Here is a 23,493-nt window from a genome sequence, read left to right as displayed (position 1 = left end):
GTGGCAATATTGATCTTTAGGTGATCCCTGCTTCATGCAAATATTTTATTCCTGGCTCTTCCGCCTGTTTTTACCTGTTGTCCTTCTACGTCTCTGGTGGAGAGGGCGTAGCCAGCCGGCCTATCGGTTGCGTTTAAGAGAGCGTCTGGGTCAGGTTCCAAAAAGGCACAGCCGGGCACCGTTAATCTGGGTCCATTCTGTATCTGTAGGGGAGACCCTAGCCGCCGTACCAGTTATCTCTAAATTGGCTGCGCGACATACAGACTGGCAGTGGTTGGTAACGACTACAACTCCAACCGGATCCGAGCGCGTACAAGAAGCCTTGCAGCCAATTCTTGGTGGCCGCTTACTTCACTACTACCTTCCCTATGACCTCCCTGAATGCCTGGTGCCATTTCTTAATGCACTTAGCCCTAGTGCATTGGTGATTATAGAGACTGAGCTTTGGCCCAACCTACTCAAGCTCTGCTCGAGCAGGAAGATCCCAATTTTATTGGCCAATGCACGGCTCAGTGAAAAATCTGCACGAGGTTACGGGCGTTTTCCCTCTTTGACTCGAACGATGTTGAGCAACCTGGATCGTGTTGTTGCGCAATACCCTGCTGATATGCAGCGGTTTATCGATCTGGGCTTACCTGCGGAGAGAGCAGTAGCCAACGGCAATATCAAGTTTGACCTCAGTATTGATATGGGACTGGCCAGTGAAGCGCAGGCGCTGGCGCACCAGTGGCGGGGGGAGTCTTCCAGGCCTATATGGCTGGCGGCTAGTACCCATGTGGGTGAGGATGAGGTGATCTTGGATGCCTTCTCTATTTTGAAGAGAGAAATTAAAGATCTTTTACTCGTGTTGGTGCCCAGGCATCCACAGCGTTTTGATGGTGTTGCCCGCCTGTGTCGGGAGCGTGGCTTTGCCCTGGTTCGAAGGAGTGAAGGCACAGCCATTAAAGCTAGTGATGAGGTTATTCTGGGAGACACCATGGGGGAGTTGCTGCGCTTCTATGGGGCCAGTGATATTGCTTTTGTGGGAGGTAGCTTGGTCTCTGTTGGTGGCCACAACATGATTGAACCCGCTGCCTGGGGGGTACCAGTTATTTCCGGTCCCCACCTGCATAATTTTGCCACTGTATCTAGTTTGTTGCAGGAGGCTGGAGCCATGATTGTAGTCGAAGACAGTGAATCGATGGCTTCACAGGTTCAGGCTTGGCTGGATGATGTGGGGCAAAGAAAAGCCGCCGGTCAGAGAGCGAAAAAAGTAGCTTCAGAAAATAGTGGTGCTTTGCAGCGCTTACTGGGCGAGGTGGAGCGGCTGACTACACAAAATGAAAACCAGAGAGAGAATAAAAATCCTGCTCTCTGGTAGATGCGTATACGCAGTTACTTCGAAGGTGCTGGAAGGCTGGTGCCTCCAGTTTCCTCTACGCGAGAGACATTATTTGCAGGGTTCAGCATCATATCCAGATCCTGAAGGTCTTTAGGGGATAAGAGTCCTGCAGCTTGCTTCAAGCTCAGTGAGTTTAGAATGTAGTCGTACAGCGAGTTGGCGTAGTCAGTTTGTGAGTCAAACAGGGTCCGCTGAGCCAGGAGCACATCTACAATATTTCGGGTGCCTACTTCGTATCCTGCCTGAGTGGCATCCAATGCACTCTTGGCAGAAACGACGGCTTGCTCTCGGGCCGCTACTCTCGATACATCGGTGACAACAGCGCGGTGCAGGGTGCGCGTGGTTTGTATGGTATCTCTCTCTGCAAGGACGCTAAGGTCCTGGGCCTGGAAGGCTTGGTTTCTAGCCTGGCGACGGTTGGCACTGAGAAGGCCACCAGTAAAGATGGGCACATTTACAGTTACCCCTGCACTTGTTCCCCATTGGTCAATATCTTGCGGGTAACGTACAAATTGGCTGCCCGTTATGTCGCTGAATCGATTTTTCTCGTTACCATCTTGAGTGAGTTTATTATAAGAAAGCGAGCCAGTGACAGTGGGTAGGTGTTCACTGGCTTCTGCCCGAGCGTTATAGCGGGCGGCATCGGCGCCAAGTCGTGCAGCTTTAAGGACAAAGTTGTTGGCGAGGGCAAACTCAACCCAATCGGCGCGATCTGAAGGCACCGGCGGAGCTACCTGGAAGTCATCTACCAGAGGAGCTACTTGATCATGGTAGCCTCCAGTCAATACTGATAGGGCATCAAAGTTACTGAGGAGGTTGTCTTGAGCTGTTAAGCGCCGGGCAACGGAACTGTCATAGGCAGCCTGGGAGTCGTAGACATCAGTAATTGCTGTTAGACCGACTTCAAAGCGCTGTTGCGTCTGTTCCAGCTGTTTAGCCAGGGCTTGTTCTTCGGCAGCAGCTGCCTCGAGGACGTCATAAGCACGCAATACATCAAAGTAGGCGGTGGCGACACGAATCATCATTTCTTGCTGATTAGCACTGAATTCTGCTGTCGCCTGCTCTGTTAATCTCTTGCCCTGTTGATAATCGAACCAGGCTGGAGCGTCAAAAATAGCCTGGGTCAGGTTGGCACTATAGGTTCTTTCCTGTAAGGAATTGCTAGTTTGGCTTCTAAAATCCACTAGTTCGACATCATTGTCGTCGTCATTATCAGTCAAATCCAGTAACTGAGCAGAATTCCGGCTGCTATCAGAGTGAGTTCTAGCGGCTTCGAAAGTAGCATTAACCTGAGGAAGCAGGAATGCGCGGAACTGATATTTGGCCTCGATACCCGCGTGGTAAGCGGCGCGATCAGCTGCTAATTGAGGATCATTCTCCAGGGCCTGTGTATAGATATCCCACAGGGTGTCGGCTTGCGCCTGCATGGCGCCCAGGCCCAGCAGCGTAGCGGCGATTAGTTTTTTCAGCGGACGCAACTTGCGGCCTTGCGGCTCTGTGCGGTTACTTCTTTTCATCTGTTTCGACTTCCTGTGGAGGGTACGGTCTTCAAGCTTTTGCAAGTTATTTGGAGCTGGTGTCATGTAGTGGGGATATAGAGGGCTCCAGCTTGCGGTTATTACTAATATTGCCAGTCTCCCCAATAGCAGTCGCGAGAGTTTACCCGGGGTCAAACCGACCGTCGAGACGGCAATCGGCTTTTTGCTATATCTTCGTTAAACCGACACCTATGTGCGTTTATCGGTAATTTCTTGGCAATAACTAGGGCCCATTGAATAATGGTTGAGGGCCTATATTTCAATAGACGCGCCTCATAAGCATTTGGATGCGGCAAAAATTGTGCAGAATAAGGCAAGGACTGACTGTCCATGAATGAGGAGCGCAACGCAGTGCTGACCAATTGGCAGAGGGTCTGTCACGAATGCGATCTACTTTTAACCGGCGGCTTGGCGCCTCCGGGACAAAAGCTAATTTGCCCACGATGTCGCTGTACTTTGCATCGCAATGGCAATCATAGTATTTACTACACTCTGGCTCTCAGTCTAACCGGCCTATTACTGTTCATTCCCTCTGTTAGCTTGCCGTTGCTCGACTTTTCTCTGTTCTCATTTGGTGCAGAAAGTACCTTGCTTAATGGCGTTTACTCTCTTTTCAAGGCAGGGTTTATTTGGCTCTCGGCGCTGGTGCTTTTCTGTAGCGTTTTGGCTCCGGTAGGTAAATTTGCCCTGTTGTTATTTATTTGTTGGGGCAGTGCTTGGGCCTGGCTTGACCGACCGGTATCCAATGCTGTTCGTTTTTACCAGCACTTGAAAGAGTGGGGCATGCTCGATGTCTATATGCTCGGAATTTTGGTGGCCCTGATTAAATTACGGGATTTGGGCAAGATGGAGGTAGAACCGGGACTGTACTGTTTTGGTGCCATGATGCTACTGGCAAATCTCTCTTCCCTGAGTTTTGACCAAACAGCAATTTGGCACCGCTTAGCACAGCGTCGTGCGCTTAAGGGACAAGCTTGTGAATAGCGTACCAAATAAAGGTTTAAAAAAAGGCTTAACCAGCTGCCTGTGCTGTCATCAATTAATTATTCTTCCCCAAAATGGTCGTTGCCGATGTCCGCGCTGTGGAGCGAGAGTACACAGCAGAATCGAAGGAAGCTTGATGTTAACTTGGGCTCTGACGATTACTGGCACTTTATTGCTTTTACCTGCCAATGTGTTACCGATAATGACAGTAGTTTATTTAGGTGCCGGTGATCCCAGCACCATCATTAGCGGGGTCATGCAACTCTATAACTCGGGAATGTGGGGAATAGCTTTAATTGTCTTTGTTGCCAGTATTGCAGTTCCTGTGATGAAGCTACTGGGATTGGGATTGCTCCTGATCCAAATTCAGTTGCGCCTGTCCTTCGACCCCATTCAGTCCATGAAAATATATCGAGTAGTTTCCGGCATCGGGCGCTGGTCACTCTTAGACTTATTTATGATTTCAATTTTGGTGTCGCTAGTGGATATGGGATTTATTTCCCAGGTAACTGCTGGAGCTGGTGCTACGGCTTTTGCCTCTGTGGTAGTGGTGACCATGTTGGCGGCACGAACTTTCGATTCCCGTTTAATTTGGGATGCCTATGACGGAGATTTATATGAGTCTGCAGTAGAGCCAGAAAAGGCTCATAGGAGCGCCGCAGAAAATGGCTGATGAGCTGCCCCCGCAGGATACGAGTGATGCGTCTCGCTTGGATGGAGGTGCTCAGCGGGGAGTAGTGCGCGCAAGCAGGGGATTACCCCTAGTGTGGATTTTACCTTTGATCGCGGGGCTGATTGCTCTCTGGTTGCTCTATCAGGATTTGTCAGAGGGAGACGTTAAAGCCACTATTTTATTTCATTCTGGCGACGGCCTGGTAAAAGGAAAAACGGTGGTCAAATATTCCGGGGTCGATATTGGTATGGTCCAGGATGTGCGCCTTGTACCTAATGCGAAAGAGCTGAATGGAGCCGATGGCGTTCTGGCCGAAGTTAGTTTAAATCGCAGTGCAGAATATTTATTGGTAGAGGGCACTGAGTTTTGGGTAGTAAAACCCGAGTTATCTATTACCGGTATTAGCGGTTTGGAAACTCTACTTTCAGGCAATTACATTGCCGTTGAATCAGGTAGTGGAAAGCGCAAGCGCAACTTTGTTGCCCTGGATCAGCCTCCTGCATTTATCCGTGGGGATGGTTTGCGTGTTGTTTTGCAGTCCCGTCGTTTGGGCTCTTTAAGTCGAGGATCGCCAGTATATTATCGTCAGTTGCGAGTCGGTCAGGTAGCGGATTACCGTTTGGATCGAAACGGATCTGAAGTCAGTATCGAATTATTTATTCGTCGGGAATATGCCTATCTGGTTCATCGCGGCAGCCGCTTTTGGAATAGTTCAGGGATCTCTATCGAAGGCGGTATTAGCGGTATCAGTGTCAATTTAGAATCCCTGGCAGCACTTTTTGCCGGAGGCGTAAGTTTTTATACCCCGGAAAATCAACGTCAGTCTCCACTTGCTGTAAATGGTAGTGAGTTTGAGTTATATAAAAATTTTGCCGCAGCAGATGCGGGAATTCCAGTGACATTAAATTTCGATCAGGGGGTGAATGTTACTCCGGATTCTACGAAGGTTTACTACCAGGGCATACAGGTAGGGGAAGTCAGTGGGACCAAGGCAAACCGCCGTTTGAATGGTATGGAAGTCAAAGTTCTGATGGATCCGACAACGGATGAATTGCTCACCGAAAATACCCGTTTTTGGCTAGCCCCCCCGAGCTTCGATTTTACTGGCGGCCTAAACGATTTAATCCAAGGTAATCGCATAGAAGTAGATTTGCGCAAAGGACAGCGCTCCCAGCGCAATTTCACTGCGCGAACCTCTGCGCCACCGATGGATCCCCGTGTGCCGGGGCTGCATTTACGCCTCACTTCACGCAATCCCGGGTCTTTGCAGCGGGGCGCGCCGGTTTATTTTCGCCGTATAGAGGTAGGAAAAGTGCAGGGAATGGAATTGCGTAGGGATGGCGAGGGGGTAGAGGTTTATGTGGTGATAGAGCCCCGCTATGCCCACTTTGTGCAGGAAGGCGTTCGGTTCTGGAATGTGAGCGGATTGCGGGCTACAGCAAGCCTGACCGAGGGGGTGGAAGTGGAGGCAGATTCGCTGATGTCACTTCTGCGTGGCGGTATCGCCTTTGGCATACGCCGGGAAGACCTTGGAAAAGGCGGGCAGGCAAAAAGTGGAGACCAGTTCCCTCTTTTCAGCAGTCGGGAAGCGGCTATGGAGGGGGGAATACAAATTCAAGTCAGCCTTGTCAGTGCCGAGGGGCTGAGTGTTGGAGCACCGTTGCGCTACCGCGGGGTACAAGTTGGAGAGATTACTCGCCTGAGACTCGATCGCTCTTTGGGTGAGGTGTGGGCCAGGGCCAAGCTTTATCATCGCGGAGAGCAGTTTGCTCGGGAGGGCACACGTATATGGGTGGTTTCCCCGCAAATTAGCATCGATAAGATTGCCCATCTGGATACCCTGATTACAGGGCGCTACCTGGTGCTTGAGCCTGGCTTAGGAGATCCACAGACAAAGTTTTACGCTTTGGAACAGGCACCGGAAGAGGATCTTGCAGAAACTTTTACTCGCCCTGGACTGGGAATTATCCTGGATGCTGCGAGGCGAGGATCTCTGGTAGCAGGGAGTCCGGTTTATTATCGCCAGGTAAAAGTGGGAGAGGTTACAGGTTTTTCCTTGGGGGAGTATGCTGATCGAGTGTATATCTATGTTCATATCGAACCCCAATACCAGCCCCTGGTGCGAGAGCACACGGTGTTTTGGAATGCCAGTGGCGTCGATGTGAATTTCGGTCTGAAAAGTGGGCTTAATATCAACACAGAATCGGCTCAGGCCCTGTTGCAGGGGGGGATCGCATTTGCCACGCCAGAAGCCCCTTTTATGGGATTTGAAGTGGAGTCGGGCAGCCATTTCCCTCTCTACCCGAAAGCTGAACCCAAGTGGTATACCTGGAGTCCTAAGATAGAACTTTACGGCACGGTCGAACCAGTAAAATAAGTATGGGAATGTAGGAGTTTTTATGCGCTATTTATTAACAGGCTTGCTGAGTATCTTGCTATTGGCGGGTTGCCAGGAGATACAGGTTGAAAAAGCCGCTACCGGGGAGCCACCGGTTGCCTTTGCCACGTATAAATGGGGGGTAGCGCCGTTGAGTGGCTCAGAAGATGCCTCTGCCCAGCTGGTGGAGTTGGATGAAGAAATGCGGGATACCGTTGCCGCAGAGTTACAGCAACGAGGATATCGCCAAGTCTCCCAGGACCAGGATGCGGATATGGTGGTGGATTACCAGGTTGCGGTAGTCGATGAGTTTTTCTCCGGTGATACCCGGGATCCCAGCTGGGACAAACAGTTTGATAGCAATGCTCCACAGGATGTAGTGGAACTACCGCCCCTGACAGATGCCCCCTTGGTGATTATGAGTGTGGGTATTGGGCGCCCGGGCGGGGCTGTGATTTGGGGGGGGAGAGCCAGTGAATTGTTAACACGCCCCGATAGTATTGAGCAGCGTCAACGACTGATCGCCAATGGGGTTAGCGCTCTTTTACGGGATTTGCCTCCGGCTTATCAATAAGCACGATTTGGCACGAAACGAAAAAATAAGTTTTGCAGCCACCGGGTATTCGGTGGCTGCCATTCACCGCTAGCGCCCTTTCTTCATCAGGTTTTCGTATAGATCGGTATAGGAGTCGACGATAACCTGTTTCGCATAAGTCGTTGCGTACTCCTCAGCCGCATTTTCGATCAGGCTTTGGCGCAATTCCGGCGATTCGATAACGGACTTCATGGCTTTGGTCAATTCATCGGCATTATCGATAGGGGTAATCAGTCCGGTTTTGCCATTGGTAATTACTTCTCCAGGGCCCTGAGAGTCTGTCGCTACTATAGGGCAGCGATGGGCCCAGGATTCCATAACAATAGAGCCCAGGCCTTCGTGGCGTGATGGGCACACGAACATATCCGCAGTGCGCATCAGGGTGGTGACATCATTGCGCCAACCGAGGAAGCGAACCCGCTCTTCCAAGCCGAGTTGATGGCACAGGGATTTCAACTTGCTCTCCTCAGGGCCACTACCAGCGAGCCACAGAGTGGCATTGGGAACCTGGGTGAGTGAATGCAGGAGGGTGTCGAACCCTTTATTGATATGCAGGCGGCCTGCAGCCAGGATCAGGGGCCGGTCTTCCGGAGTATTGAAGCTGTTTCTAGGCAGCGGATTAACTGGTGTCTCATCGGCAAAATTGGGGATATGGAAAATTTTATCCTTGGGGATGCCTCCGTCCCTTAAATGCTGGCAGATACCTTTGCTGATGCCGATCCAATAATCTGCGTGACGGTAATACTTCAGGTTGTAATAGTGCCCTAGGCGGCTTACCAACCGGTATTTTTCAGAGTTGGGGGTGATTGAAGTGGCACGTCCCATCCAAGTCATCACGATATCCGGTTGCCATTGGTTCAGGGCATCGCGGTATTTTTTTCGGCCGAGAAAATCCAGCTTGCCACCAAATTTAAAACCTTCGGTTTCAACATTGTTGCTACGCAGTGCCTGTACCCGGTGATCGTGGTTGCGAATAAACGCTTTTTCTGTAATTTCGCTGCGGGGATTTAATCCACTGACGAGACGCACAAAGAAATTCTCAGCACCACCGTGCTCAGCACCGGCGAGTATTTGTGCGACTCGAATTGGGTTATTACTCATAATCTATTGCATCTGATCGAATAGGATGGGTACAACACTACCTGAGAGTGCCATCCAGATTGATATCTTGAGCCCAAGCATAGTCGTGGCTAAAAGGCTGTAAGCTTGTGGATTCGACAATGTACTGAGCGTAGAGCTTCGAGTTCATTTCATTGTGGAAAAACTCCCTGGCCCGTGCGGCCCAGGCGCGCCGCTTGGCATCGTCACCGTTAAATTCGCGGATTTTTTCTAATAGGTCCTGCTCATCGGAGAAATAAACGACGCTCTCAGCAGGCAACAAGTCGTCAAAATGTAATTTATCACTGGTGAACTGCAAAATACCGTTGCCCGCCAACTGCGCCATGCGTGCTGAGGAATACCAGTAATGGGTATCCTGGCGATTGAAATTCAATCCCATTTTGGTTTGAGATAGAGCGTGGTCGTAGTCGCGGCCCCAAACGGGTGCCTCGCCGAAGCTGCCATAGGTTTTAAAGTTCAGCGAATCCCCCAAGGCATCTTTCAGGTTTTTAACCATTTGCAGACGCTTGGTGAAATTATTGCTGTTACTGCAGAAAAGCAGGTCGATGGCTAAATCTGTGCGTTCAGCGTTATTGAGGTTTTCAATCGAGGGTTCAACCGGGTTCGGCATGTGATAAACACGAGCACCAAAGCCCTCAAAAATTTTCAGTTCTCTTCGCCCGGTGGATACAAAAACTGCATCGGCGACTTCCGCACGGTATTTGATTCGCTCGATATTGCTGGGAACAAAGAGGGGATCATTATTGCAGTGAGCGATAAAGCAATTGGGCAGGCGTTGCTTAATGGCCTTCAGGGTGTCGTTAGTGATCATATCGCAGTGGCCTGCGATGATCAGGTCTGGCTCAAAGGCCTCGACAGTTTCCATCAAGCGTCGGTTCGCCTTTTTTACACCCAGGTCGCGAATACCAAAGGGTGCCTCAAACGCGGCGATATCGCGGTCGCTGAACACTTGGGTGTAGTGGTCATTTTTAATCAGGCCGAAGGTGAGCTTTTGTGCCCAGCTAACCCTTGTCTTGCCATAGCGCCGTAGCTGCTGATAGGCGATATTCAGCACTCTCATGTTGTGTACTCTCGAAATTCAACACGGAAACCCGGATAGCCTCTGCAGTCAGCGGCTGGTACGGTGGGCGCAGAGTATAACAGCTGGTACCCCGGTCTTGTCGCGGAAGCAGCGCAGCAAAACCGAAACCTAGGGAAAGACGAACCATGCCACAAGATAACAGTCGAACTGATTTAAACCCGGAGTTCACCGCTGATTCGGTAGACATAATTTCCAGGGAAACCGTGTTTAAGGGATTTTTCACTATGGTGCGCCTGCGATTGCGCCACCGCTTGTTTCGCGGGGGTTGGAGCAATGAAATAGAGCGGGAACTGTTTCAGCGCGGAGAGGCCGTTGGAGTCCTACTTTACGATCCTGTCAGGGACCTGTTGGCACTTACCGAGCAATTCCGCACTGGTGCCCTGGGGCGCCCAGCAGGGCCTTGGTGTCTTGAAGTGGTAGCCGGTATGGTGGAGAAAGGGGAGAGTCTGGAGGATGTAGCGCGCAGAGAGGTGTTGGAAGAGTCTGGATGTACTGTGGACGACCTGCATTTTATCCACAGTTATATCCCCAGCCCCGGGGGAAGCTCGGAGCGGATACATCTGTATTGTGCTCTGGTAGATTTGGAGCAGGCCGAGGGCGTATTTGGCTTGGCTGAGGAAAATGAGGATATCCGTTTGCGGGTATTCCCGAGGCAGAACGTCGTAGATGCGATGCGGGGGAATTGCGGCCCGGGAGAAAACCCGATAGACAATGCCACCACACTGATTTCGGTGCAGTGGCTAGAGTTAAATCGGAAGCAGTTTACTCATATGACGCCACCCGCCTGAGCGGTCACAGCTCTTTGCGCTACTTTACCCGCACAAAAGGTAAACTGAGATGTAAGTCACGGCGGTAAATGAATTGGAGTGTTGATAATGGCTCTAGTACGTGAGGTAGGTGCGCGCCAGCGCAGGCAGATGAAAATGTCGCCAAATGGCAACGGTAAAGCAGTATATCGCGTCGATTTACCGTCTTATCATGCCGACTGCGACGCTAACTACCTACGTCTACTGAGGCTGCTACCTGAGCTTTCAGAGAGAGAGCAATGGCGCTATCAAATCCCTGGTGGCAGCTTAAAGCTGAGAGTGGTAGCGAGATCCAGGTACACCACAGAAGTGTCACTGGACGCAGAGGTAAATCTCAGTGAAAGCCACTGGCTGGCATCTCCCAACCTGACCGCTCGTCTCTATCACGATGCGCGGATGGCAGAGGTGATAGCAGTTAATGGCTGTGGACCGGTAGGTGGTAAAGGAGTGGATATCGCTTACCCAAATTCCCGTATGCAGCGCGCAGATGAGAGGCCTCAGGCCAACCGTTTTCTCGGTGAGTGGCTTGAGTACTGTCTTGCAAATGGTCGCGCAGAATTTCAATTAGTGCTGGATGGCCGAAAAATTTAATTCTGCGGTAGAACACATGGATGTGATTACAAGGTGAGCAAGTGATTCGCGAGCACAATGAGCCTAGCAGGTCCGATAAGACCAATTCATATCGTCTGATCCAAATAACAGACCCACACATCGGCAGCCGGCCGGATTATCAATTACTGGGTTTGGATACCGGTCATACTTTGGATGAGGTACTGTCCGCAATCGTTTCCAGACAGCAGGCAGCGCAACTGCTGGTGGCGACAGGAGATATTAGCGCGAATGGGGCCGAGGCCTCTTACCGCCGGTTTCTTCAGAAAATGCGCAGGGTGCAGAAACCTTGGTACTGGCTACCGGGGAATCACGACTTAAGCTCTCGTATGAAACAGCTAGCCCCACAACGCTGTACAGAAGTGGTTGCCCTAGGAAATTGGCGCCTCTTGCTTCTCGATACCAGTGTTGAAAACCAGATATGTGGCGGTCTCAGCGAAGCTCAGCTTGAGCGTTTGCAGCTGCTGCTTTGGGAAACCCGGGAACACCCGGTAATGATCATGATGCACCACCAACCGGTACAGGTGGGTAGTAAGTGGATTGATGGCCATATGCTGCGCGATGGACGTGAGCAACTCTTGCAAATGGTATCCAAAGCGCCCCAAGTCAAAGCGCTCGTGTGGGGCCATGTACATCAGCAGTTTGATAATCATGAGGGTCGGGTCGGCTTACATGCGACACCTTCCACATCTGTACAATTTACTCCGGGTAGTGGGCCTTTTGCTGTAGACGACGAGATGCCGGGATATCGTTGGTTCGATTTATATGATGACGGTAGCTATAAAACCGGGGTCGAACGGGTTGAGGTTTCAAAATACTCTGTTGATTTTGCATCTTCCGGCTACTGAGTCACTTCTCCTTGAGATGTGCCTGCTTTTTTGAAGTCCCACTTTGTGGGATTTCTATCGTGTTATTTAAGAGTTTCTAGCTCGCCTTTATTTGTAAAGCCTCCCTTTACGAACTTACCATTATCTTTTTTGTCTTCTGACCGTACAATGAAACTTCCCCAGGCTTATGATCATTGATGATATTTGTTTAATGGGGCATACCAGAATCAATAGTAGTATTTGACAGTTGATAAAATACGCTAATAGGTACTGGGGTTTTATTTGCGCTACTGCCCCTCATTTCATGCGTATTTTGCAGCTACTCCGTCAGTTAACTAGATAACATCGGGAAGTGAGGAATAATAATGAACAGAATATTTGTTTTACCGCTCATTGGCTTGGCGTTATTAGTCGGTGCCTGTGCTCATGATCCCAGTAAGGTGGGAGAGTCAAAGCTGGCAGTGCAGGAGGATAGCCAAGGTTTGGTTCCCAGATCCAGCTCGTTGGATGAAGTTGCCGCGGCCTTTGCTTTTGATATGAGCGGCTCCAAAGTGTTTATTGCCCCTGTGCAAATTGACTACACCAAGCGCTTTTCTTCGGTGCCACGCACCCGCTACAGAGAGAAAGATTACGAGCTGGATGATAGGGACCTACAGCAGATGAATGCACTGTTGGTCAAAACGTTTGCAGAGAAGTTTCTCGAACCGCGTAACAGCGTGGTAGCAGAGGAGGAGGAAGAGGCAGATTACACACTGTCCTTATCCCTGGAAAAATTTTCGGTAGCTGCACCACTGGACCCCTCTCCATGGACCTGGCGCGTCTACACCGAGCAGAGTGCCTATGGGGTACTGGTCGGAACGCTTTATGATCGGGAGGGCAATGCTGTGATGCGCTTCCGGGATCGCCGCGATATCGGTGAGAACTTTGGTGCCTATGGCCCCGGTGGGCGCATGGAGCGTTTTACCAGTGTAACTTTCTGGTCTGATATGCGTGTAGATATGAGGCGGGCCTTTGCCAGTTTGAATCGCACATTGCTGTGATACCCACACGTTTTGAGGCTTCTGGTTACATAGCGCCCCCGATTGACGATATGGGCGCTATAATCACCGCCTATGCAAACTAATGATCTTCAGGGAAGGCCGGTGCTGATATATCTGCACGGCTTCCTTTCATCACCACAGTCCTTCAAATGCCAGTTGATGCGAGAACGGCTCCAGGCCCAATACCCGCATGTTACCTTCTGTGCACCGCAGATTCCTCCCTATACAGAGGAGGCGCAGAAATCGTTGGTGGCTCTTGTGGAGGATCTCCTTCGGCAGCCCGATAGGGGACCCATTGGATTGGTGGGTAGTTCTATGGGGGGCTTTTGGTGTACTTACCTTAGTGAGCGCTTCCGATTGCCCGCTGTACTGATAAATCCCGCAGTGCGCCCCGCGCGCTTTATTCCAGCCTATGTGGGGAAAGTTTTAAAACCCTATAGCGGTGAAGAAGAGGAATTTCGTCTTACCCTGGTTGATGTAGATGCCATGCAGCGGGTACAGGCTGAATTGGAGAAGCCGTTGCAGAGTCGCTACTGGTTACTCGCCCAGCGCGGGGATGAAGTTCTGGATTATCGCGATGCGCAGGATTTCTACCAAGGACAACGCCAGACCATTGAAGACGGTGGCGATCATAGTTTTCAGGAGTTCGCACGCTACTGCGACCCTATCACCGAATTTCTATTTAACGAGCAGTAATCAATAAGAATTATGGCTAATTATTCCGCCGAAGATATTGAGGTACTCACGGGACTAGATCCGGTGCGTAAGCGCCCCGGGATGTATACCGATACCGCACGCCCAAATCACCTGGCTCAGGAGGTAATCGACAACAGTGTCGACGAAGCCCTGGCCGGACATGCCAAGAAAATTGAAGTGGTGTTACACAAGGACCACTCGCTTTCTGTCAGCGACAACGGCCGTGGTATGCCTGTCGATATCCACCCTGAGCAGGGACGGCCTGGTGTAGAGGTTATCCTCTCCACTCTGCACGCCGGCGGTAAGTTTTCCAATGATAATTACCAATTCTCCGGCGGCCTTCACGGCGTCGGTGTTTCCGTGGTTAATGCCCTCTCAAAAGTGCTGGAGGTTACTATCCAGCGAGATGGCAAGGTTCATCGCATTGGCTTTAAAGATGGTGAAAAGGCCTCCGACCTGGAAGTAGTAGGTGAGTGCGGTAAGCGCACAACTGGCACCAGTGTTCGCTTCTTACCAGATCCCCAATATTTTGATTCTGCTAAATTTTCAGTGGTGCGCCTGCGACACCTTCTGCGTGCCAAGGCGGTGCTCTGCCCGGGTCTCACGGTTACGTTTATCAATGAGCAGGATGGCGAGTCCGATGAGTGGTATTACGAAGATGGCCTCAAGGACTATTTGGCCGCTGCAAATCAGGGCTGGGAAGTACTGCCAGCAGAACCATTTGTAGGTAGTTTTGCAGCTACCACTGAGGCGGCAGACTGGGCGGTCCAATGGTTGCCAGAGGGCGGAGAGGTCACCGCTGAATCCTACGTAAACCTGATTCCCACCGCCCAGGGCGGTACCCATGTTAACGGTTTGCGGGCCGGCCTGCTGGAAGCAATGCGCGAATACTGTGAAATCCGCAATCTGCTACCGCGCGGAATTAAATTGGGACCAGAAGATATTTGGAGCCAGTGTTCTTACGTTCTCTCTGCCAAACTGGCTGATCCCCAATTCTCGGGCCAGACAAAAGAAAGACTTTCCTCCCGTGAAGCGACCGCATTTATTTCCGGTGTCGCCAAAGATGCATTCAGCTTGTGGCTGAACCAGCATACGGAAGAGGGCGATAAACTGGCGGAACTGTGTATTGGCAATGCACAGAAGCGCATGCGCTCCGCGAAAAAAGTTGCACGTAAAAAAGTTACTCAGGGACCGGCCTTACCTGGCAAGCTGGCAGACTGCTCCAGTGGCGATACCACGCGCTCTGAACTCTTCCTGGTGGAGGGGGATTCGGCCGGTGGCTCCGCCAAGCAGGCACGAGACCGGGAGTTCCAAGCTATCATGCCTCTGCGCGGTAAAATCCTGAATACGTGGGAAGTTGACTCAGGGGAAATTCTCGCTAGCCAGGAGGTGCATGATATTGCTGTAGCTCTCGGGGTGGACCCGGGCAGCGATAACCTGGAAGGCTTGCGTTACAACAAGATCTGTATCCTCGCCGATGCCGACTCAGACGGGCTGCATATTGCTACGCTGTTATGCGCGCTTTTCTTACGTCATTTCCGTCCGTTGGTTACTAACGGTCATGTCTATGTGGCCATGCCCCCATTGTTCCGAATTGATATCGGTAAAGATGTTTATTATGCGCTGGATGAATCTGAGAAACAGGGCATCCTTGATCGTATCAGTGCAGAAAAGAAAAAGGGTAAGATTCAGGTAACCCGATTTAAGGGATTGGGAGAAATGAATCCTATGCAATTGCGTGAAACTACGATGGACCCCAATACCCGTCGTCTCGTACAGCTCTATATCGATACCGGTGATGATAGCAACCAGCTTTTGGATATGTTATTGGCCAAGAAGCGTGCTGGGGATCGCAAGCAATGGCTGGAAAGTAAAGGGAATCTGGCTGAAGTGGGTTAAGCTTTCTAACATAGGTATTGGTGTTGCCTTAGTGTACTAAGGCAACAGATCAATGCATATGATTAACATGGAGCGCTCTTCCTTTTGAGGGGCTCTATCTCTCTGTCAGAAGTTGTATCAGTTATTCAACTTAATGGATGCTAATTCAGCTGCATATTATTTAATTCCTTCAGTTTAAATTTCTTGTTTTAGCATTATACTTATTTAAAATAGATAACTTCATTGATACGAAAATATATAGCCTTAGCATCTATGTGATATTTTCGATAAAAAAGAAGTGCACAAATCCATTCTATTGGTTTTACTATTTTGTCATTTCTAATTACCTATAGCCTAAAATTTTTAAAAGATGAAATAAGCTCTATGTGACAAGTGCCTATATAATGTCTCAATAGTAAGGCTAGCAGTGTTGGGTATTTTGAAGGTCTAAAGCGACAGCGTCAAAAGTTATATAATTAATGCCTGCTTGACGAGATTAAATTTTGAGTATGCTGTGGGATACATTAAGTGCCGTTGGTGAGCTTGTTGGTGCCTTTGCGGTTGTCGCATCTTTAGTCTATCTTGCCGCTTTAATAAGAGTTCAGAATAAAGAATCGAAGATCGCTTCTATGCATGAAATATCCATTGCTCATCGAGAAGCTGTGGCAGCAATTTGTGACGGACCAATGGCAGACATCTTTGCGAAGGCGATGAAGGATTTTGATTCTTTGTCGAGTGCCGATACTTTAAGGATCATTGGTTTTGTATATCGTTTTTTTAAGATCTGGGAAGAAGCTTATTTCCAATACAAGGCAAACAGACTCGATTTTACTATTTGGGACTCAATGACTCGTCAATATACAGCATACTTATCAATGGAACCTTTTAAAAGGATATGGGAGTTGCGCTCTGAATATGTAGCTCCCGAATTCCGTGATTATGTCAACTCAAGAAAACCAGTGGATTTGGTTTTACCAAATTCAATTAGTAATAGGGGTGATTCCAAAGGTTAATCTTAAATCATGCTTTAATAGGGCTGTGATTTATCTAGATGTTGTAAAAGGAATCGTCATATTAAATTTGGCTGCTGATAGCATCACTCTTAACAAGATCAATAATAATCCAATTGTGAAAAAGGTATTTTCTCTTTCTAAGTGCCAATAGAAAGTTGTGTAACTGATAGTCAACCCAAAATATATAATGAATGAATATTGTGAGGTCATGGGAGCTAGTAAATCCAGGATGAAGCCGTGGATTCGAAAATTACATGCAGGGCGAGCTGGAAGAGTAGTTGAGTATCTAATAGCTTGAACTCCAAATAAATATTGGAATACTCACAGGTTTTTGTTACAAGAAATTACTACTACACTTTTTTAAGCTGCTTTCATGCATAAAAGGTATGGAATACGATAAAAATAATACTCTATTATCCAAATGGCTAGAAGCCCACATTTCTTATTTTTGATGCACGAAAACTTTTAATCTATCATCTCTTCATCGATTTATTTTGTGTAATTGTGTGAGATATCTGGCTTCAAATTGCTAAAAAGCTATCCGTATTTTGGTTTGCTAAGAAATTTTGAGTCACATTTCTTTATGAAAACGTACCCTCAAGTTCGGACAGATGTCTAGCCATTAAAGACTTTTAGTTGGACCTATTGTTCTAATTTGGAGGGTAAAAATATATTCATTAAAAAAAGTTCACTCTGTCAGTTGAATCTTGTAGGCTGCTTAAAATATCAGAATGTTTAGATAGCAGTTTCATTATGAGTGCCTTATAAAGTCTCGGCTGTAATGCGAAGGGTGGTAGTTTATAGATTAAATTAATAAGTTATGTTTATAGGTGTTGATATTGATTTTGTATTGGTCGGTTGCTCCATTTGGTGTGCAGGATAATTGGCGCAAGCCCAATAATAAAAGGTAAATAGTATAGACGTTGATGAGAATTTTACACCTTGTTTAGTAGTAATTACTGCCGGTTGCTGAACAAATAAAATATATATAATAATGTCTGCTCGCCTGAGTGTTTGCTTTATATTTTTTTCATGCTGGTTATTTCAGCCTTAAAGTTCATATTAGCTATTGTGAGTTCAATAAGTGAATTTCTAAGTCTTAACTGGCAAATTAATAAAGCAGTCTGAGCCTTTAATCCTGTCGAGGCTCTAAAAGAGAATCAAACCTTAACCTATAAAAGGGGTTGTTTATTTACGAATATATTCAAAGTTTATTCTAATTTTACTTCTCGCAGTGGTTCTTGTTGGAGATATTTTAATGCTAAGGCGATGCGAGAATAGTCTGTATTTTCGTGTTGACAATAAAAATTATATCTAATTAAGAGCTAAGGATAAGAGAGTTGTGAAAAATTATACGATGACCTATAAGGAAAGCATATAGTGAAATTTAGTATTAACCTAGCAATCTTGATGTTCAGTGTATATCTTTCAGGTTGTAATGGATCTTCGAGCGGGGGAGATGGTCCAGACACAGGTGGCGAGCTTACAGCTGCTACGATGGCGGTCTATTATGAGAAACCTAAAACGCTAACCTTTCGCTGGAGCGATGTTTCTGGGGCAACTTATTATCAGTTATTTGAAAATGCTGATGGGCACTCTGGGTTTGAAGCTATTGGAAATCCCATTGCGCCAAAAGAAGAGCGCATTGAATTAGTGGTGCCTTTATTCAAAAAGCTTAATGCCCAATACTTATTGCAAACCTGCGATGATCAGAGATGTATCGACTCTGATGCAGTAGCAATTGATCAGGATGTGATAGGCAGTATCGGTTATTTTAAACCCAGTAATACGGATGCTGACGATCAGTTTGGTTGGGATCTAGCAATTAGCGATGATGGCAACCTGCTTGCAGTAGGTGCCCCTCTCGAAGATAGCGGTGGTGACCAAGAGGATAACCTGACACCTGATTCAGGTGCAGTTTATATTTTTAGTCGGGAAGATGGCGAATGGACACAGCAAGCCTATCTTAAGTCTCCAGATCCTCAAGAAGCTGCAGAGTTTGGAACTGCATTGAGTCTTAGCGATGATGGTTATACGCTTGCAGTAGGGGCATTCAAGGAGAACGGGGAAAATGATAATTTTTCTGCGGGCGCTGTTCATATTTTTTCCCGAAGTAGTGAAGGTTGGGTCCATAGCGCCCGACTTCAAGCAGACAATCAAGGAAATAATGACCTATTTGGCTATGCCCTTAGCCTTAGTGGGAATGGTTCTACTTTAGCAGTAACCGCACCCAGTGAAGATGGTGGTCTTGATGGCGATTCTATTGAAGATTCTGGAGCGGTATATGTGTTCCGTAATGAGGAGGGAAGTTGGTCACAGTATGCCTACATTAAGGCTGCTGATAGTTCTGAGGGGTTAGGTTTTGGTTCTTCGATAAGCCTTGATGATGCCGGGGCTTCATTCGCAGTTGGGGCTTATGCTGACAATGCAGGGGCAGGTTCCGTTTATCTATACCAGTTGGATGGTGAATTTTGGGTGGAAGATAGCAAGATATCGGCTAGTAATCCTGTCGCTGATGATTGGTTTGGACTTGCGCTCAATTTAAGTGGTAATGGGCAAACTCTAGCAGTTGGCGCCCCATTACAAAGTGAATCTAACAGTGGCGCTGTCTACATTTTTTCTCGAAAAGAAAACGCTTGGGAGCAAACTGCCAATTTGAAAGCTTCCAATCCTCATGTATCGGCTTATTTTGGAGAGGCGGTAAACCTGAGTGATGATGGCAGTTCTATCGCCGTGGGAGCATGGGGAGAGAAAAGCTATAGCCAAGGACTGTTCGGAGATAGTACAGACGAATCTTCAACTAGAGCAGGAGCAGTTTATACCTATATATTTAATGGCGTAGACTGGTCTAGTGAAGCTTATATTAAGGCGAGCAACACAAACTCGAGAGACCATTTTGGTGGCTCTGTTGCGCTAAGTGGAGATGGAGCTAGTTTAGCAGTAGGGGCGAACACTGAAGATGGAGCGGATAGCGGTTTGTTCGCAAACCCTGAGAGCAATGAAGCTGAAAATGCAGGAGCGGTCTATATTTATTAATTGGGCTGTATAATTTATATTTACGTATAAAGTTAGTTGTTTGAGTTTAAATGGTATTGCTATCATTAATCTAGGTCGAACGGAATACGCACAATGTAAATTTAATAGATCTTTATTCTAAGCATAGATTATAGGCTGCTCAGGTAAATCAAAATATTTTCTTAGAGCAGCAATATTTCTAGAGTTTTAACTAAAGCTTAGCTGGATAGTGAAAGAAAATACTATCTTTAAAATTTATAGCTCTCTTGAAGTCTGAGCTTGTAATCAAGTTCTGGTAGTAGGGTATCTACAAGAGAGCTATTCTGCTCAATAGTTTTGCGAGTTTTTAAAAGTTTCCATAGAAGCTTATTTTTGGTTTGATGCCAGATAAACCGAAAAGCAAGGAAAGTAAAAATACACTTTCTCGCTGTAATATATATGCCATAAGTTTGATGGGGTACTTTAAGCTAAATGTTGGAGCTCGGATGTGAGGAATATTCTATGAATACTCCCGCGAAAATGTTTAATATTGTTTCTAGAGTGTTTAAAGATCCGATTTCTATGTAAAGTGAAAATTCTGAATTTAACAATCTGGAACTCAAGAATGCACTGTATATTTATCGGCAGCTCATTTTGAAAGGGTATGGGAGCTTCGATCTGAATATATGGCTCCAGTGTTTTATGGTTATGTAAATCCAAATAAACTTGTTAGTTTAGCTGGTCAAGCTCGTCTAGTGAAGTGTAAGTTCGGCCCTGAATATCAACCTCATATCTTTATTTAATACAATTCCTTAATGCAGAGTCATTTGTCCTATTTTTCGTGAGAATAGCGTGAAACTCCATTTTGCTAATCTGAGACAGTCCTTTTATCGATACTGGGGAGGCAGTCAAATGTGTGGGCTGCTAGGGGTATTCTCTAACGTTGTTAAGTATAACCGGGAACAGGTTTCTCGTGCACTACAGACCCTTTCCCATCGAGGGCCAGGCGGTGAGGGATTCTGGTCATCAGGAGATGGCCGAGCCTGGCTGGCGCATAAGAGACTCAGCATTATTGACCTAGAGGGCGGTCAGCAGCCCCTGTTGAGCAGTAACGGGGAAATAATTTGTATTGTTAATGGTGAGTTTTATGATTATGTGAAAATAAAAAATGATCTTATTCGACGAGGATATAGTTTTCTCACGCAGTCGGATAGTGAAATTCTAATTGCTCTATATCAAGAGTATGGTGTTTATTGCCTGGACTATCTTCGAGGAGAGTTTTCTTTCGTACTTTACGATAGAGGGAAGAAACTAATATTCTCTGCTCGAGACAGATTTGGAATAAAACCCCTTTTTATTACTGGGTAGATGGATGTTTAAGTTTTTCATCAGAAGTTAAGGCCTTAAAAGCCCTTGGCTTGCCGGTAGAGTGGAACCCGCATACTTACTGGCAGGAAATTAGTTTCTTGCATGCTCCTGCTTCTAGCTCATTTAGTAATATTTTTGAATTGCCTCCTGGTCATTACGGTATTGCCTATTTGGATGACTTACAATTTTCGACCCATCTTTATTGGGATCTCTATTTCCCTACTATTGTTGAGCAAAGAAAGACTCAGTTTAGAGAAGAAGACGTTATAAGCAAAGTGCGACAAAGGTTTACTGAGGCGATTAAGTTAAGACTCAAAGCTGATGTACCAGTTGCTTGCTACTTGAGTGGAGGATTAGATGCATCCTCTGTTTTAGGAATTGCTCAGAGTATGCTTGACAAGCCGATAGATGCATTCACCTTGTCTTTTGACCATCCGACTTATGATGAATCATCCGATGCCAGGTCCATGACCGAATATGCGGGGAGTAATTATCATCCAGTTGAAATTAATGGCGATATATTGGTTTTCTGTTTTGAAGAAACGGCCTACATCGGTGAAAAAATGTTCTTCAATGGGAACGCTATTACTAAATATGTGCTTAGTCGGGCTGTCCGAGATCGAGGGTGTAAAGTCGTAATAACTGGGGATGGGGCTGATGAGGTTTTTGCTGGTTACGGTTGGTTTAGGCAAGACTTTATCGAGAATTACTTAGAAGATCTTCCCCAGGAAGAAAAAGAATTGATTCTAAAAGATTTGGAGAGTGGCGACCCTGTTTCTGATGGAGTTTTTATGTCCTCTGCGAGACTGCATCAGTCAAGGGTAGTGAAGTCTGCCCTTGGTTTCTTTCCAAATTGGATGCAGAGTTTTATGGATATGCGTATAAAAATATTTCCATTATTTTGTAAAGATTATGCTGATTATATAAAGAACAATCAGATTGCAGATACTCTCATGGAAAATTTAGGTGGCATGTCTGTATTAAAAAATAGACCTGTTTTATCTAAAAGCTTGTATACCTTTACCAAGTCTATGTTTCCTCATTTTGTCTTAACAATGATGGGTGATAGAACAGAAATGGCTCACTCGATTGAAGGTCGCCAACCATTTCTTGACCACCACTTAGTAGACTATCTATCAGTATTGCCAGAAAAATATAAAATTCGAGGATTAACTGAGAAATATGTATTGCGAGAGGCTATGAAGTCGGTGTTAACAGACAGGGCATACAAGAAGCAAAAACAACCGCTATGGACTCCGCCTCTTATAGATAAGAAAAACAAGAAACTTCATGAGTATATGAAGGATATTGTTCATAGCCGTGAGACTCTAGATATGCCATTTCTAGATCAAAAAAAGCTCATTAGATTTTTTGAAAAAGATGAGGGGCACTCGCAGGCAGACCAGAATGTCGTTGATGCTATTAAATTTCTTACCGTTAGTAGTATATTAATACATAAACGATTGGTGATGTGCTAGAAGTTAATTCTCTACTCTAGGCGGTTTTGATGGTTTACTCTGGATATTAAAATAAAATTTCTTTAGCAGGAGTTGCAGTGCAGGAATTTCTCTAAATTGAGCCCGAATAAAATACTTCTATCCGGGCGTTTTGGTATTCTAGTTTCTACCAGCAATTACCCCGCCATCAATGTCCCAAATGGCTCCTGTTACCCAACTTGCTTTGTCGCTTAAAAGAAAATCTACGACACTAGCGATGTCCTGGGGGGTACCAATTCTGCCAATAGGGTGAAAGCTATCGAAGGAAGCAAGTGCTTGGTCTATTTCTCCCGAATCGATAAAGGATTCATAAATAGGCGTCTTAACTACCGCAGGGGATACCGCATTAACGCGAATATTATGCTCGGCCAGCTCCATTGCCATATGTTGGGTGAGCGAATGCAAACCGGCTTTGGCCATAGAATAGGCAGAGGAGGGTGTCGCCTTTACGGATTGCTTGGCCCACATGGAGCCAATATTCACTACACTCCCTCCGCCGTTGTCTACCATGTTTCTTGTTACGGCCTGACTAATAAAGAAGGTGGCACGGTTGAGGTCGAGATAAGTGTCGTAGTCTTCCCGGGTATGTTCAAGAAATGCAGTAGGATTAAAATATCCAGCGGCGTTTACCAGGTATTTAAAATGATGATTGCTGGATTTTATATATTCGATAATATTGCTGATATCAGCCTGTTGATAGAGGTCTGCCTGAAGTGCTTCTGCAGAGCCCATCTGAGTTAATTCGTTGTGGGCTCTTTCAAGTTTGTTGAGATTATTGCCAATAATAACTGTGTGAATTCCCTGTTTCACCAGCAGGTTTGCAATGGCGAGTCCCATACCACTGGAACCACCAACGATTAAGGCAACTTCTTTTTGTTCAGTAGAATCTGGTCTTTTAGTGGAGTCACTCATATTATTTCCTCACTGAGATATGCTCATTACGTGAGTGGAGTTTAGAAAAGAACCGGATAGGTTGAAAAGTAAGCACAAAATGGTGCACTAGTTACTTTTTGGTAAG

At 46.9% G+C, this 23,493-nt stretch carries 19 protein-coding genes; 15 read left to right on the top strand and 4 right to left on the bottom strand.

Annotated elements, in window-relative coordinates; all coding sequences use genetic code 11:
• The first annotated feature begins 34 nt into the window (after positions 1 to 34).
• Positions 35 to 1,360: a lipid IV(A) 3-deoxy-D-manno-octulosonic acid transferase gene (waaA, locus tag ACJJI1_RS05625; RefSeq protein WP_444958800.1), complete on the top strand. Its 1,326-nt coding sequence runs from the start codon at positions 35 to 37 to the stop codon at positions 1,358 to 1,360.
• 14 nt (positions 1,361 to 1,374) lie between these two features.
• Here the strand turns inward: waaA and ACJJI1_RS05620 are convergent, their stop codons facing one another.
• Entirely contained in the window at positions 1,375 to 2,898 is a 1,524-nt protein-coding gene (locus ACJJI1_RS05620) for a TolC family outer membrane protein (RefSeq protein ID WP_444958799.1), read from the bottom strand.
• A 351-nt stretch (positions 2,899 to 3,249) separates the two neighbouring features.
• Between ACJJI1_RS05620 and ACJJI1_RS05615 the strand changes: the two genes are divergently transcribed.
• From ACJJI1_RS05615 to ACJJI1_RS05600, 4 genes are all read left to right on the top strand, one after another.
• On the top strand, positions 3,250 to 3,903 hold the full coding sequence (locus tag ACJJI1_RS05615) for a paraquat-inducible protein A (RefSeq protein ID WP_444926089.1): 654 nt from the start codon (positions 3,250 to 3,252) through the stop codon (positions 3,901 to 3,903).
• Positions 3,904 to 4,039: 136 nt separating this feature from the next.
• On the top strand, positions 4,040 to 4,576 hold the full coding sequence (locus ACJJI1_RS05610) for a paraquat-inducible protein A (RefSeq protein WP_444958798.1): 537 nt from the start codon (positions 4,040 to 4,042) through the stop codon (positions 4,574 to 4,576).
• Complete coding sequence (locus ACJJI1_RS05605; RefSeq protein WP_444958797.1) at positions 4,569 to 6,953, top strand: PqiB family protein; 2,385 nt, start codon at positions 4,569 to 4,571, stop codon at positions 6,951 to 6,953. Before ACJJI1_RS05610 ends, ACJJI1_RS05605 begins: the two co-directional genes overlap by 8 nt.
• Positions 6,954 to 6,975: 22 nt before the next feature.
• Positions 6,976 to 7,527, top strand: coding sequence for a DUF4136 domain-containing protein (locus ACJJI1_RS05600; RefSeq protein WP_444958796.1), 552 nt, complete (start codon positions 6,976 to 6,978; stop codon positions 7,525 to 7,527).
• Positions 7,528 to 7,596: 69 nt separating this feature from the next.
• On the opposite strand, the gene ACJJI1_RS05595 is transcribed toward ACJJI1_RS05600, so the two are convergent.
• Together ACJJI1_RS05595 and ACJJI1_RS05590 are read right to left on the bottom strand one after the other, a co-directional pair.
• A complete protein-coding gene (locus tag ACJJI1_RS05595; protein ID WP_444958795.1) occupies positions 7,597 to 8,649 on the bottom strand; it encodes a glycosyltransferase in 1,053 nt (350 codons plus the stop codon).
• A 37-nt stretch (positions 8,650 to 8,686) separates the two neighbouring features.
• Complete coding sequence (locus ACJJI1_RS05590) at positions 8,687 to 9,727, bottom strand: glycosyltransferase family protein (RefSeq protein ID WP_444958794.1); 1,041 nt, start codon at positions 9,725 to 9,727, stop codon at positions 8,687 to 8,689.
• 146 nt (positions 9,728 to 9,873) lie between these two features.
• Between ACJJI1_RS05590 and ACJJI1_RS05585 the strand changes: the two genes are divergently transcribed.
• The 10 genes from ACJJI1_RS05585 to ACJJI1_RS05540 all read left to right on the top strand — a co-directional run bounded on the left by ACJJI1_RS05585 (position 9,874) and on the right by ACJJI1_RS05540 (position 22,457).
• Positions 9,874 to 10,536, top strand: a complete 663-nt coding sequence (locus tag ACJJI1_RS05585; RefSeq protein ID WP_444958793.1) for an NUDIX domain-containing protein — start codon at positions 9,874 to 9,876, stop codon at positions 10,534 to 10,536.
• Between the two features lie 87 nt (positions 10,537 to 10,623).
• Positions 10,624 to 11,145, top strand: a complete 522-nt coding sequence (locus tag ACJJI1_RS05580; RefSeq protein WP_444958792.1) for a DUF1249 domain-containing protein — start codon at positions 10,624 to 10,626, stop codon at positions 11,143 to 11,145.
• A 41-nt stretch (positions 11,146 to 11,186) separates the two neighbouring features.
• On the top strand, positions 11,187 to 12,011 hold the full coding sequence (cpdA, locus tag ACJJI1_RS05575; RefSeq protein ID WP_444892187.1) for a 3',5'-cyclic-AMP phosphodiesterase: 825 nt from the start codon (positions 11,187 to 11,189) through the stop codon (positions 12,009 to 12,011).
• Between the two features lie 344 nt (positions 12,012 to 12,355).
• The gene (locus ACJJI1_RS05570; RefSeq protein WP_444915369.1) at positions 12,356 to 13,030 is read left to right on the top strand and encodes a hypothetical protein; all 675 of its coding nucleotides are present in this window, start codon (positions 12,356 to 12,358) and stop codon (positions 13,028 to 13,030) included.
• A gap of 102 nt (positions 13,031 to 13,132) precedes the next feature.
• The gene (locus ACJJI1_RS05565; protein ID WP_444958791.1) at positions 13,133 to 13,726 is read left to right on the top strand and encodes a YqiA/YcfP family alpha/beta fold hydrolase; all 594 of its coding nucleotides are present in this window, start codon (positions 13,133 to 13,135) and stop codon (positions 13,724 to 13,726) included.
• Between the two features lie 12 nt (positions 13,727 to 13,738).
• Positions 13,739 to 15,625 carry a DNA topoisomerase IV subunit B gene (gene parE, locus ACJJI1_RS05560; protein ID WP_413663540.1) on the top strand — a complete coding sequence of 629 codons (1,887 nt, stop codon included), beginning with the start codon at positions 13,739 to 13,741 and terminating at the stop codon, positions 15,623 to 15,625.
• Between the two features lie 482 nt (positions 15,626 to 16,107).
• Positions 16,108 to 16,617, top strand: coding sequence for a hypothetical protein (locus tag ACJJI1_RS05555; protein ID WP_444918379.1), 510 nt, complete (start codon positions 16,108 to 16,110; stop codon positions 16,615 to 16,617).
• 1,380 nt (positions 16,618 to 17,997) lie between these two features.
• Complete coding sequence (locus ACJJI1_RS05550; protein WP_444958790.1) at positions 17,998 to 19,653, top strand: histidine kinase; 1,656 nt, start codon at positions 17,998 to 18,000, stop codon at positions 19,651 to 19,653.
• A gap of 870 nt (positions 19,654 to 20,523) precedes the next feature.
• Positions 20,524 to 20,979, top strand: coding sequence for an asparagine synthetase B family protein (locus ACJJI1_RS05545; RefSeq protein ID WP_444958789.1), 456 nt, complete (start codon positions 20,524 to 20,526; stop codon positions 20,977 to 20,979).
• Between the two features lie 98 nt (positions 20,980 to 21,077).
• Positions 21,078 to 22,457, top strand: a complete 1,380-nt coding sequence (locus ACJJI1_RS05540) for an asparagine synthetase B family protein (protein ID WP_444958788.1) — start codon at positions 21,078 to 21,080, stop codon at positions 22,455 to 22,457.
• A gap of 138 nt (positions 22,458 to 22,595) precedes the next feature.
• Here the strand turns inward: ACJJI1_RS05540 and ACJJI1_RS05535 are convergent, their stop codons facing one another.
• A complete protein-coding gene (locus ACJJI1_RS05535) occupies positions 22,596 to 23,387 on the bottom strand; it encodes an SDR family NAD(P)-dependent oxidoreductase (protein ID WP_444958787.1) in 792 nt (263 codons plus the stop codon).
• Positions 23,388 to 23,493: the final 106 nt, after the last annotated feature.

It is taken from the genome of Microbulbifer maximicatervae (SeqCode) (assembly GCF_052467065.1).
The sequence above is the reverse complement of the archived record's forward strand: the minus strand, read 5'-3'. Positions and strand labels throughout refer to the sequence as shown.